The organism is Scytonema sp. NUACC21 (assembly GCF_054684315.1).
The window spans coordinates 39090-53085 of record NZ_BAAFZH010000070.1; the positions used below are offsets into that span (position 1 = coordinate 39090).

General features: G+C 40.8%; 7 protein-coding genes and 2 pseudogenes. 6 read left to right on the top strand and 3 right to left on the bottom strand.

All coding sequences use genetic code 11. From position 1 onward, the window contains the following. Positions 1 to 144: 144 nt before the first annotated feature. The 6 genes and pseudogenes from ACYRY3_RS13000 to ACYRY3_RS13025 form a co-directional block, all read left to right on the top strand. The gene (locus ACYRY3_RS13000) at positions 145 to 837 is read left to right on the top strand and encodes a hypothetical protein (RefSeq protein WP_460202077.1); all 693 of its coding nucleotides are present in this window, start codon (positions 145 to 147) and stop codon (positions 835 to 837) included. A 293-nt stretch (positions 838 to 1130) separates the two neighbouring features. After that, entirely contained in the window at positions 1131 to 4934 is a 3804-nt protein-coding gene (locus ACYRY3_RS13005) for a CHAT domain-containing protein (RefSeq protein WP_460202078.1), read from the top strand. A 21-nt stretch (positions 4935 to 4955) separates the two neighbouring features. Beyond that, a complete protein-coding gene (locus ACYRY3_RS13010; RefSeq protein ID WP_460202079.1) occupies positions 4956 to 5315 on the top strand; it encodes a papain fold toxin domain-containing protein in 360 nt (119 codons plus the stop codon). A gap of 45 nt (positions 5316 to 5360) precedes the next feature. Beyond that, positions 5361 to 5762, top strand: a complete 402-nt coding sequence (locus tag ACYRY3_RS13015; RefSeq protein ID WP_460202080.1) for a hypothetical protein — start codon at positions 5361 to 5363, stop codon at positions 5760 to 5762. 188 nt (positions 5763 to 5950) lie between these two features. Then, complete coding sequence (locus ACYRY3_RS13020) at positions 5951 to 6667, top strand: Uma2 family endonuclease (protein WP_460202081.1); 717 nt, start codon at positions 5951 to 5953, stop codon at positions 6665 to 6667. Positions 6668 to 6925: 258 nt separating this feature from the next. Then, positions 6926 to 7465: pseudogene (locus ACYRY3_RS13025) on the top strand (response regulator transcription factor); the annotation flags it as partial. Here the strand turns inward: ACYRY3_RS13025 and ACYRY3_RS13030 are convergent. From ACYRY3_RS13030 to ACYRY3_RS13040, 3 genes and pseudogenes are all read right to left on the bottom strand, one after another. Continuing rightward, positions 7464 to 7565: pseudogene (locus tag ACYRY3_RS13030) on the bottom strand (HetP family heterocyst commitment protein); the annotation flags it as partial. The pseudogenes ACYRY3_RS13025 and ACYRY3_RS13030 overlap by 2 nt on opposite strands. Before the next feature lie 246 nt (positions 7566 to 7811). Further along, positions 7812 to 8696 carry a hypothetical protein gene (locus tag ACYRY3_RS13035; protein WP_460202082.1) on the bottom strand — a complete coding sequence of 295 codons (885 nt, stop codon included), beginning with the start codon at positions 8694 to 8696 and terminating at the stop codon, positions 7812 to 7814. A gap of 1324 nt (positions 8697 to 10020) precedes the next feature. Next, the gene (locus ACYRY3_RS13040) at positions 10021 to 13191 is read right to left on the bottom strand and encodes an ABC transporter transmembrane domain-containing protein (RefSeq protein WP_460202083.1); all 3171 of its coding nucleotides are present in this window, start codon (positions 13189 to 13191) and stop codon (positions 10021 to 10023) included. Positions 13192 to 13996: the final 805 nt, after the last annotated feature.

Sequence of the window (13996 nt, forward strand, 5' to 3'; positions counted from 1 at the left end):
TACTTGATAGAGGAAAAATTTGTGTTCATACATTTTATTAAATGAGATAGCGCAAACAGCAGTGCAGTCGCTCGACGCGTAGCTGCTTTCTCCATACATCGCTACAATCTTAGGGTAAACACCAACACTTAATGGGTGCGGGAGATGTTCAATCGGCTAGTTCAGTGGCTCAAAACGTTTTTTCAACGCTTATTTGGCAGGAAACAGAAACCAGCCGAAGTAGAAACCCATGTTCAAAAACAGCCACCTCCGCCCCTAACTGATACAGACTTAGAATTTCTCTTTACCCAACTTTTAGAAGGTGTGCATCAAGCACGAGGGCAAGCATGGGCGCAGAAGTGGCTGCATAATATTGAACACAGGGTGCCAACTGAACGTTGGATTGACTGGTTAAGGCGCTTCGGTGACAAACTCCTTGCATCACCTTCACCCAACAATGAGTTAGCTTCCCGATTGGTACAACTTGGAAAGTTAGAAGTTGGAGAAGTGGGCGATGTTGCTTACGATATTGGGATGAAGTTATTAACGCGCAACTCGGGCGAGCCAATATGGGAATATGAAGGACCGGATGTTGCTAGGCAAAACCTGCCAGTATCTACACAAACCTCAAGTGAACAAGAGCACGTCTCTGAGGAGGGAGAAAATTTTCCAGAAGGTGAGTATCAAGAGGTTACATTAGACCAGCTGCTAGAAATGCTACAACAGGATGAAAATCTACGGCAACAAATTGCCCAACAGTTAGGAACTCAAACAGACGATCCAGAAATTCTTATCCAAGAATTGCTCAATCAACTTCAGGCTGCCAATCAATCTAATACAAATCAAGCAGAAGCATAATTTCATACCAAAGTTTATAGCAACATCTGATGCACTATTATCTAATGGAGAGCCACAGCAGTGGAGCCAAAACAAACATATTTGTTGCTTGCTTAACAATAAACTGCTGTAAATGGCGTAAGATTATATGCTCGTGGTAGTGCTATATAATGATAGCTTTGTGCTACTAGGATCGGGTTAGCATCTCAAAAGAACGCTAAAAATTTATGAGAATTCAAGGGGTTTTTACCTAACTCAGAACTCTTTTAACACTGTGATAAGTGTACAATGAACAACATCCAAGAGTCCCCGAAATGCTCAAGTGGCTGATCAAGTGGTTTAATAAAATTTTTCACTTCCCCTTTGCTAAAAAGCAGGCTCGTTCTACTCAACCAATAGGGGAAAACACTGTGCTGCAACCGCCACCTGAACTGACTAATGCCGATTTGGAATTTTTGTTTACCCAGCTGCTTGAAGGTGTACATCAAGCCAGAGGGCAACAGTGGGCAATCAAGTATCTCCAAAGGATGGAAAATCGCATTTCTCTAGAACGCTGGATTGATTGGCTGTTGGATTTTGGAGAGCGATTGTTAACGTCAAGCGCACCAAATATTCAGTTAGCGGAACGGATGGTACAGCTTGGAGAACTTGGTATTGGCACAATTGGAGAACTTTCCTACGATATTGGAATACGGGTATTGACACGCAATCTGGGTGACCCGTACTGGGATACGGAACGGCAAGAAACCGATCCGGCGATCGCTACAGCCCGCTTAACTCCTGTAGAAGAGTTATATCAAAATCAACAAGAGTGGTATTTAGACGACGAAGCGCAACAACAAACCGAAACAGCTACACCCGCAACTAGGTCAAATGCTCTACAGCAAACAGCAGCAAATAATGATGAAATCGTTTGGGAGTACACAAAACCAGATACAAAAATTACAACAGAGGCAAACCACCAGGGAATAATTAATACAAGCAGTCCAGAGAAGATAGCGCAAAGCTTGGAACCAGTCTCTACACAAGAGACAGAAGATGGATCTTTAGCTTCTTTAGAGCCAACTGTAGCCGTAACCCTAGATGAATTGTTGGTTAGATTGGAGCAAAGCACCAGCTTAGTACAACAGCTAGCCTCAGATTTGGGAATTCAGTCCACCGATTCATCAGTTAACAAGAACTCGCCAACCGAAAGACCGCTCAATACTAAGGACAAAGCACAGACATTGTTTTACCAGGGTCTTGCAGCAGCTAAGAACGGCAATTTATCTGAGGCAATTGAACTTTACAATAAAGCTATCGAGATGAGCCCGGAATCTCATGAATATTGGTTTAACCGGGGGTTGACACTTTTTTACATGGGGTATTTTACAGAGGCAATTGCATCTTACGATCGCGCAATTGCACTCAAACCAGATTTTTATAAATGCTGGTACTATCGAGGCGGAACTCTTGGTGAATTGGGACACTATGATGATGCGATCGCCTGCTTCGACAAAGCTATAGAAATTAAGTTCGATTATCCGGAAGCTTGGTCGAGCAAAGGAACAGCATTATTAAAATCAGGGGATCAAATGGAAGCAGTTGCTAGCTTCGATAAAGCCCTGCTACTAGAACCAGAAGACCAAGAAAATTGGTACTACCGAGGAATAGCGCTGGCTCAGGGCGAACGAAGAAATGATGCGATCGCTTCTTACGACCGAGCGATAGAAATTCAACCGGATTTTTATGAAGCTTGGTACAACAGGGGTATAGAACTGTCTAATTTAGAGCGGTATGAAGATGCGGTTGACAGTTTGGTGCAAGCAACTGAAATTCAACCGGATTTTTATGATGCATGGTATGCCTTGGGAAGTGCCCTCGAAAAATTAGGGGAACATGAAAAGGCAATGGCATCATACGACCGAGCGACAGAACTTAAACCCGATTCCTACGAAGTTTGGATAGACCGAGGTGTTCTACTGGCAAGTCTGGGACATTGGGATGAAGCCATTTCATCTTGGGAACAAGCCCTAGAAATTCAACCCGAATTTTACTTAGCTTGGTTTAACCGCGCTGTCGCTTTAGAAAACTTGGAACGCCGTGAAGAAGCCATAGCATCTTATGAAAAAGCTTTAGAAATTAACCCCAACTTTTATTTAGCCTGGTATAATCGAGCTGTGGCACTATTTTACGTGGGTAGATTTGAAGAAGCGATCGCCTCATATGACAACGCTTTAGAAATCCAAATAGATTACTGGGAAGCTTGGATTGGTAGGGGTGCTGCTGCAGGAAGTGCAGTTCGTGACGACGCTCACATGACTTTTATGACTAACATAGCAGCAGCCAATCCATCTCTGTACGCACGAGGTTATGAAGGAAAACTGGCAAGCTATCTTGAAGGGCTGAAATATGTTTTTCAACACACGCAACCAGAAGGTTGGGGCAGACTGCATCTAGTGCTTGGGAATGCTCATTACGAGCAAGGAAGGCGATATCCCGAACCTCATTCTTATTGGCACCAAGCTGTTATTGAATACAATGAAGCACTCAAAACTTTGACAGCAGAAACATTTCCTCAATTGCATTTGGAAGTAGTGCAAAACCTTGTAAAAACATACATAGCCCTAGAGCAAACTGCTGAAGCACAAGAATGGAACCAATATGCGATCGCATTACTGCAACGATTGCTAAGTGAACCTACCCGCTCAAATGACAGTAAAAAACAACTGGTTCTGAGAAATGCAGGTTTTTGGCAATTAGCAGTTGACACAGCCGTACAGTCCGGTGAAATAGCACAAGCACTTGAAATTACCGAATACAGCAAAAATGCTTGCATAACCGGGCTGCTGTCTGGTTGGACAGATGAAATTATTTCACCTAACTACCGCTCATTTCACGAACTGCTCAATCCAACAACTGCTATTATCTATTGGCATATCAGCCCTTGTACCTTGCGTACATTCATCATCAAATATAAATCTCCAGAACCAATTCCCATTTTTACACCCGTACTTAACGTAGAAGCATATGAGGAAATGCCTCTACCTGAATCAGTGAAGCGCCTGGTTGAATTTGAAGATTGGTTAGAAGATTGGAATCAACACGAAGGAGAATATCGCAATCCCATTGCCAATCCACAGAATGAAAGCCATAATTCTTGGCTAGCAGATATGGAAAAGAGACTATTAAAGCTAAAAAGTATTCTGAACATCTCTGCAATTGTCAACGAATTAGAAGACATCACCCATCTAATATTAATTCCTCATCGTGACTTATACAGATTTCCCCTGCACGCCCTTTTTAAACTCTCTTCTCTTGGAGATTCTCAGCAAACACGGTCTGATTTCCAATTTACATATTTGCCCAGCGTGCAAATAGGATTGTCTCTCAAATCTCAACCTTTATGGCGGGTACAAAATTCACCACTCCTGAGCGTAGAACATTCAGATAGCGCAAATACAAGCGCACTGACATTTGCCAAACTTGAATCTGAAGTTATTAGTCAAATGTTTCACCGACGCAAACGCATTCAAGGAGAACAAGCGACTAAAAACCAAGTAGAAAAAGCTTTATCTGGTGATTACAACATACTTCATTTTACCGGATATGTAACTGATAATTTCAGTCAGCCCCAAGAATCTGAATTCTTCTTAGCAGGTGAAGACAGATTAACCATAGCAGAAATTTGTCAAAAGCCGATAGCAAAATATAACCTCATTACCCTCTCGGCTTCCGAAACAGCGATGGTAAATCATTCAGCGATCGCCACTGAATATGTAGGTTTAGCTAGTACTTTTCTCAGCAAAGGAGTTGATTATATAGTCAGCACTCTGTGGACTGTAGAATCATCTGCTAGTGCCTTAGTTATGATAGAGTTTTATAAAAGACTGATGCGCGATTTACCACCAGCAACAGCATTGGCAGAAGCAACACAATGGCTCAAGGAACTCACCGCTGGTGAACTAAAACAATGGTACGATGAAACCCTCAATGCTTTATCTTACGAAGGAACCAGAATAAGAGCAAATTTAGCAACAGAGTTGTATAGAAGCAGTAAATTGCCTGCAGATAGTAAGCTTTACGACCACCCTTTCTATTGGGCAGCTTTTATAATATCTGGTAAGTTTTATTTTTGATTGTAGAAATAGGGTGTGTGAGTGAGTCAGTTATCCGATGAGGAAATTTACCAGTCAGTTGGTAAAATAGTTGCAAATTTTGAACTGTATCAATGTGAAGAATGCGCTATTGCTGTAATGCAATGGTTAAGAGAAAATAGGATATCCGGAAGACTTATTAAAATTCAAACGCGTAATGGTGAGGATTATATAATTAGTACACGTCTAGAAAGGCTCTTAATAAACGATTCAATTACATTGAATGGAATTCATTATGGTGTGGATCTGAAAGAAAGAGTATTTGATAATTTATCAACTGAAGGATTGACTCTTAGTGATTGGCTCAATGATTTTGACTGCCCCAGTGGAGAATTTTTGGTTGACTATTTGGATGAGATTTAGAACTAAATAATTAGAGAAATTTAGTCAGGGAGGATCGAGGAATAAATGAGCAAATTATTTGAAATTTTGTCAAAAATTCAAACGAAGCCAGGGATGTATATTGGACGTGCTTCCGTTAGCGATTTATTTCATTTCATAGTAGGTTTTAAAACGGCTTTTAGAGAATTAGGGGTAGAAGCAACGGCAGAAGAAATGGATTTTTATCGGGAGTTTCAACCTTGGGTACAAAAAAAATATCATGTATCAACTTCTAATTCTTGGGCTAAGATAATTATGCTAAATTGTGGAACCGAACAAGAAGGGTTTAATGCTTTCTACAGGTTGTTGTCTGAGTTTCAAAATAGGAAGAAAAGTTTAGAAGGGGATAAGTTAGGTGAAATAGCTTCTGAGGAGAATAGACCATCAAGTATCAAGGATGAAAAAATAAGTCCGCGTAGGTTGGGTTGAGTCACGAAACCCAACACACAATTCATCATTTCTTAGGAGCAACTTCTACAATACCTTGACACCGGGCATACAACCTTAATTTGCCACCAATGCTTGACGGTGGATGAAATCAAAGTTAAAGTTTCTTACCAGCAGACTGAGTTACCCTTAAGTTATCGCTAACTAAGTTTCATGAGAATTGAGGGCTTATGTTCAACTATAATCCACTAGACTGCCTACCCTCATCGGCAGAATTACCCGATTCTGATGATACACCTGTAGATAACGAACTGCAAATACTAATTCCCAGCTTATTGTTAGCTGTCTTGTCTGCAATTTGGCAAGCCAGAGATGATTGGTTTTTTGGTATTAATATGGGGATTTATTATGCACCCAGTCAACCTGCCATTGTTCCCGATGGTTTTTTGAGTTTAGGTGTAGAACGTTTTGTTGGCGAAAACGGACGTTCCAGCTATGTTCTTTGGGAAGAAGATGGAATTCCTCCGATTTTAGCTTTAGAAGTGGTTTCTCAAACTTACAACGGTGAATACGAACAGAAAAAACTAGATTATGCCCAATTAGGCATTTTGTATTATGTCATTTATGCGCCTACGCGACTGCGTCGTAAGCGTCAACGTTTAGAAGTTTATCGCTTAGTTGAAGGTCAATACGTTTTACAACCAGGAGATAAAGTCTGGATGCCTGAAATCGGTTTAGGTATTGGACGGGAAGAAGGAACTTATCAAGGACGAACACGAGAATGGTTGTTTTGGTATGACGAAAGTGGTAACAGATATCAGACGCTAGAAGAGATAAACGCAGAACAGCAAAAACAACTAGAACAAACTCAACAACAGCTTCAAGAACTTTTAGCCAGATTACAAAAACAAAAAATTGATCTGAAAAGTATGAAGGATGAAGAGTGACTTCATCCTTTAGTGAATATGCCACAAAGTCTACAGACGATTAAAACCACCACAAATATTAATTTTTCTTGAGGGAGGGAGTAGTAACAATTAATATTTTAAGATTTATAAATATAGGTTAAAATTCCTAAATTAGGATAAAGCACTTTACAAGAATTGTGTTCTAGAATTGACACAAGTACTACTGTTTTCAACAAGGCTTTTGGATTATCTCTATACCATCAGGTTAAACCACTATAATTTGAATTTTTTATTACAATGAAAATTTTAGTAGTAGAGGATGACCAGCTTGTTGCCCATGCACTTGCTGCCGTTCTAACTAACCAAAACTATGTTGTTGAAGTTGCTGCGGATGGGGAAGCAGCGTGGGATTTGGTTGAGTCTTTTGATTATGACTTGATATTATTAGACGTTGTTCTGCCAAAAATTGATGGTATCAGCCTTTGCCGTCAAATTCGGTCTAAAGGTTTCCGAATGCCGATTCTATTGTTGACGGGATGCGATAGCAGCCACGAAAAGGCGATTGGGCTGGATGCAGGAGCAGATGATTACCTTGTTAAACCCTTTGATGAAGAAGAACTAGTTGCGCGGATACGAGCGCTCTTGCGTCGCGGTAGTGTAGCAACACAACCCATACTGGCGTGCGGTGATTTGCGGCTTGACCCGACAAGTTGCGAAGTGACCTATGCTGGAGAGCATCTGGCGTTGACTCCAAAAGAATACGGGCTTCTAGAGCTTTTTATGCGAAACAACCGTCGCGTATTTAGCTGTGGCATGATTTTGGAACATCTTTGGTCCAGGAATACTTACCTGCGAGAATAGCTTCAACAACCTGGTCAAACTGTTCGGGATTGATAGCCTTATCTAAATTGCTACTGCTAGACATTTCGTGGTTCATAGTGTTCATGGTTTTGATAGAAATAAACGAGTCTGTTGTCTTTGGTTGTTTGTAGTTGAATTGGGTGCTGTAAGTTGCCTTTACCTTTGAAGCAGATGCTTGATTGGATAGAGCAACATATCAGTTCAGTAATAAGCGGGGCTGTAAAGGAGTTAGTGCAGTGGCTGTTTAATCAACTTTCAATTTGATACTTCGTTTGTTATCTGTAATATAGTTTACAGCCAATGCAACTTTAACTCGATATACCTAACCTAATTTCTTAATAGGTTTAGCATTGGGCACCCTCGACATAGTTCTCTTTGAAATGCTGCGAGAATCTTGGTTGAGATCGGCACCTAGTTCAATTTGCTTATCTTTGTCTTGCTTGATAAAATCTGCTTTTTCCTCAAGAGTAGTTGCCCTTAAAGTGAGAGGTATATTTTGGGGATGATGAGCACTTGTAGAAACGTTTACTTGCTCGCGTTCTAAGTCATTTTTTTGAGCCACCCGAGTAGCAATATCCTCTAGCGTTTTGATTGCAGCACGAGTACGAGCTAGCAAATTCTCTTTGTTTAGAGAACCTTTCCGTTGATGAAAGTTCATTTGGTCGCTGAGTAACTTTTGCTGTTGGTCTTCAATTTCATTCGTCAAGAATTCCCTGTCCAATTCCGCGACGACTTGGACTAGTTTCCACTCTTGACCTGAGTTAACAGCCAGATTAATAACTTTGCCCAAATGAGTTGGCTGCATTTGAGCTTGTTCTCCCAATGCTACAAATTTACTTCGGACTTGACTGACTTGTTCAATCCTTCCTGTCCATGCCCAAACTACAACTGCTGTAAAAAAAGCGATGCTTCTGATTGTAGCTGCAAAAGAGAAGGTTGTAGTTAATTCATTAAGTAACTCCTCAACAGAGATCGACCTATTTTCTGTATTCTTAATTGCTGCTTGAGGGCTTCCAAGTGCAGTGGCGTGACTATTTATAGTTGCTTCTAGTGAAGCACCTGTTTCTAAAGAGGCAAAATTATCCTCATCAATAAATGCCATGTCAGATACTAAATCAATCTCAGGATGCGATTTATAGAAATAAGTCCTTGAGGTATCTGATGGGCTTGAGGTTTCGACTGCATTTGACCTGATGATTCTGTTCATGATCTGTCCTGATGATCGGAAACCTGACTTTTTATTCAAGTCTTTTTACTGCTAAGCCGGAATGTGTTAATTCCCCCTGAAATTTAGTTATCAGTATGTAAGAAGGCAACACCTACACAAAAGACACTATGCAAGTAAGGTGAGTAGATTCTGCACGCTTTTTTGGATACCTATACACGGATAGTGACTTTTCGGTTCTGTTTTGCTTAGCAGTGCCGCAGGCAATTGTTTACCGTTTTTCATGTCACATACATGGCATGAAAAAGTCTCCGTTTGGCTCTTGGTAGATGCAGTTTTGACCTCTTCAAATTTTGCTCATTCCTAATTCCATTTTTTCTCATGGTAAGACTATGTACTTATTTTATACCAAAGGATTAGGAGATAAGTAAAATCGCATACTTTTTAGGGGCGTAGAGAAAATTGTTTCATCCCTAAGCGTTAAGAGTAACATTCGTATTTATACTATTTTTTTGCACAAATGTCATCTGCTAATCTGGGATTTTATCAATAAAATTTACCGAACAGGCTTTGATGTTTGCTTATAGATGCTTTTACTTACCTTTCATTTCTTATTTGTTAGTTATTGGGGGGTGAGACCCCTCATTCATCATCAGTTTAGGACTTCCTCTTTCCCAGCAATTTTGGGATTTTTTACCATTACTATGGTTCCTAACCTTTTAAAAATATAACAGCAAAAGTAGCATTTAGACAATCTTTACTTGTCATGAGCCGCGATCGCAATTTTTACAATTTCTGAAAAATCTCTCATTGCCGTTCCGATAATTATTTTTTCTTTAGATAAAAATCTGTAGTTGAACATACGATTGCAAATTTATCATCAAACTTTTGTAAATCATGCACAAAAATTTCATGTTTTAGTAAAGATGTGAACCTATGAGATGGCAGCTTTATGGTATAATTTCTCAACCACAAACGGTAACACGCGAAAGTTGTACGATCTCGCAAAAAACGTTGCCACAAGATATCTCTACCGTGCATTCTCGATCCAACGCGATGCAAATATTTATCCTGCTTGGGATCTTTATAACAGCAAACCTTTGCATCTATATGACCGAGCTAAGACCGTTAAGAAGTCATTTATAAAGTCAAGATGAAATTTCTGAAGTGTGCATTACTTAAGATTGATTTTATAAATTAGCTTTAAAAGTACAGATTGACTTTCAATTTAAAAAATTGATTTTACTTTTCCTATATACTTGCATAGGTCACTTATAGAGCTCGGGGTGAGACCCTCTATTAAGAACCAGTTATCAGTAAACAGCGATCGATAACTGAAATCTGATAACCGGTCATAAATTCAAAGCTACAAGTTCAATTGCTGCTGAACTAAGTTGTAGTAAAGACCACACGTTGCCATTAATTCATCATGGGTCCCTTGCTCGACAAGAAGACCCCGATCTAAAACAAGGATGCTGTCAGCGTGTCGAATTGTAAAGAGACTATGGGCAATGATAAAGGTAGTGGGGACTTGTCTTTTTGAAGCAACACTGATATAGGTATGGCGAGTTAAATTCTCCAGAAACCGATTTTCAGATTCGACATCTAGGTGGTTAGTTGCTTCGTCTAAAATCAGAATGTGAGGGTTTCTTAAAAGCGCTCGGGCAATGGCAATTTTCTGTCGCTGTCCACTAGAAAGCATCATTCCTCCTTCCCCCACTTGAGCGTTATATCCCAAGGGCAAGGTCTGAATAAAAGAGTGTGCATCAGCCATCTTTGCTGCTGTGATGACTTGCTCTAATGTCCACTGGGAATTGTACAGCGTGATGTTTTCTAAGATGGTTCCTGAAAATAGAAAGCATTCTTGCGATACTATGCTAAGTTGACTTCGCAGCGATCGCAAAGAAACACGAGCAGTATCATGTCCATCAATGAAAATGCGTCCGGTTTGGGGACGATATAAACCAGCAAGCAGATGCATCAAAGTGCTTTTACCGGAACCACTGCAACCCACAATAGCAACCGTCTGTCCTGCTTTTACCCTAAAGGAAATATTTTGCAGGGTATTGCGTTCCTCATAATAATTGAAACGAAAAGTGACATTCTCAAAACGGACATCGCCACGAATTGGGGGCAACACCAATAGAGGTTTTTGAGAGATCTCTTCTGGTGGAGATGTTAAAACATCATTAAGCCGCTCAATGGAAATGACAATTTCTTGAAATTCATCCCACAGTTCTACCAAAGCAAAAACAGGCTTGACAGCAGAACCAATAAGCATATTGAAAGCGACAAATTGACCAAGTGTCATGGAATCCTGAATTACCAGAGTAGCTCCGTACCACAGCACAGCTGTACTACCAAGGCGCTCTATAGAATTATTGGCTAGTTGCAAAATATTAGCTAGCCTGTGACCGCGAAACCGCAGTTTCAATGCGTCGGAGAAGCGTTCCTGCCAACGCGAATATATTGCTTGCTCGGATACCGCAGTTTTTACAGTAGCAACTCCAGTTATGATTTCTACTAACAGAGAATTTTGCTCTGCCCACTTCTTCTGAAATTCTCGCGACGCTGTTTTGAGTTTGGGACTAGCACTAAATATTAGGAGCGCGATCGGCACTATTGAACACACAACCAAGAGAGTCAGTTGCCAATTGTAATAAGCCATCAATCCCAAGTAAGCAACTGCCATCACAGCATCCAATGTGGTATTGACGATTTTACGGGTAAAAAATACTTGGATCTTGTGGTTCTCCTGAAAGCGAGAAATGATATCCCCTACCTGACGAGCAGCAAAAAATTGCAATGGCAACCGCAGTAAGTGGTCTATAAAATTTCCAGCCAAAGTACCATCTATGAGACTGGAAAAACAGTCCAGCAGATATTGACGCACTCCTGTCAGAAGGATTCGCCAAATACCCAGTAAGACTAAGCCGATAGCAAAGACATTCAGTGTAGTTAGACTTTTCTGTGGGATCGCTTGGTCAACAGCCATTTGGGCAATGAGCGGTGTCACCACCCCAAATACTGACAGCAACAACGCAGCAAGAATAATTTGACCTAAAAGCTTGCGATGAGGTAAAAAAGCTTGCCTCAGACCGCTCAAAGAGATTTTTTCGTCTTTAGCAGCGTTAAAACGGTCAGTAGGGGATAAAAGGAGCGCGTATTCTGTCCAGTTCTTTTCAAACTCTTGACGTGTTAGCTCGCGCTGTCCTGTCGCAGGATCGCCAATTAATACGCGCTCCCCTTTCACTTTCCACACAACTACATAGTGAATACCCCCTTGCCAGTGAGCGATCCACGGGTTTGTTTGCAACTCCAACCTACTTAAAGAAGCCCTAACCGATAGGGGTTCGTAGCCCAAATTTTGGGCAGCATCTGATAAAGCAGCTAAAGATGCTCCCATACGATCCGTCTGAGCCAGGTTGCGTAACGTGTTTAGGCTAAAACGTTTGCCCCAATAGCGACTAATCATTGCCAAACACGCTGCACCACAATCAGATGAGCTTTGTTGTTGAACAAAGGGATAACGACGCCATAGACGCGGGAGGGAGGGGGGGAGGGAGGGAGTGTCTGTCTGTCTGAGGGAGTGTCTGTCTGAGGGAGTGTCTGAGGGAGTGTCTGAGGGAGTGTCTGTCTGAGGGAGTGCGGGAGGGAGGGGGGTAAAATTCTTTTCGGTCTCTTGGTCTGGTTGTTTGTCGAGATCCTCCGCATCTTCTTGTTTCCAGCTAGGAAACTCAGAACCTATGCTCATTGCGGATTCCCAATGTTTAGCAGGGAGGTGGTAAATCAGTAAATCTGTTTCAGCAACCCAGGAGAGTTGCTCGGTATTAGGATATCCCCAGCTTTCCCCTACAACTGGCGGCTGAGTGGTGACCTTTTGCGTGTTGATTTTTCCGCTGAAAAGCCAAAAACGCCCATCTCTTGTAGGAACTTTTTCCTCTAAGAGGGAACCGGCGTCTATCTTTTTTTGCTCCAAATAAGGTAGCAATTGCTGTAAATGATGGCTTTTCTGAGAACGTAACTCAGTACAAGTTTTGAAAAAAATCAATGCTTGACGCTCATAGGTTGTCTTTTCTAAATCATTTTGCAGACTGGGTAAGTGTTGCAACCACCCCATGAGTTCAGAAACTTTGACTTGCGCTACAAAACCAGCGCTGGCTGCGACTGCTCGATACGGTAAAGGTTGATGGAAGAATAAATGGTCTGCTCCAAAAGTTTGTTTCGTTAACAGTAACTGAGTTGATACTGAGCGTTGGAGAGTGGTGTCGAATCCAAGCAGACGCACTCGACCTTGACAAACTAAGTATAGAAAATTGCTGGTGTTTTCAGACTCTGTATCCGGGCTGTTACTAACTAAATCGTCACCTAGCTGAAATTCCCGAACAACCCAAAATTGACTAAACTCTGATACTAGATTTGTGTCTCCTGCAACTCGCCTCAAACAGTTGAGCATAGCCGCACGCGATGGGGGAGATTGCTGTCTAGTAAGATAATTTATTTCTCCATGCACTCTTAACGACGAAAAAGAGTTCATCGTTTAATCTCTGATGTCTGGTTAAGCTTGTTAATTTGTATCGGAACTTGTATTTGCATCATAAAAAGCTTTGTCAGTCTTTCACTGATTGGATTTTACAGGGCTCTACAATTTATGAAAAACAAGATTGGTGTATTTTCAATCACTTACTCACTGCCAACTCTTTTTTAGCTGCTATTCATACAGTGAAAGAAGTTTTGAATGTGACATATTGCTAGCCAAACCCACTCTCATTTTCTCTGATGACAGTCATCACCTTCTGTTGCATTCTTATAAAATTTCTCTCAGTTACGTCAAGAATTTATTTGTACTTTATCAAAAGTTTACTGATGCTTTCATTCCTATCGATCCATGTCATGACTCTCTACTAGTATGAATAATCCCATTTATTGAAATGTCAAAACCTTTAAGGCAGAGGTGGAAAAAATAAAATTTTTATAAAATTTGAAAGGGAACTTGTGTATTTCCAGTTATTTTGCCTTGACAAAGGTTGATAAGTTAAATATGAGTAGTTCATGAACATTCCCTTTTTGTGACCATTTCTCTATAGGGGTGAGAGATACAAACATTCCACTAGCAAAAAAGATCTTTGTCCCCGAGTTTCTATAACTTGGGACTGAGAATCTGTATTACATGACCTCTACGAAAACTTTTTTCAGAGGTAAATAGTGGAATTCCGGAAAAATAATTAATCTGTGAAAAAAATATTATACGACAGGTGAAATAAGATTAGCTAGAGGTTAAGAAAATTTTTCGTCTAAAGAGCAAATAAACTTGGCGATAGGAAGGCAGAAGTCAGGGCGCA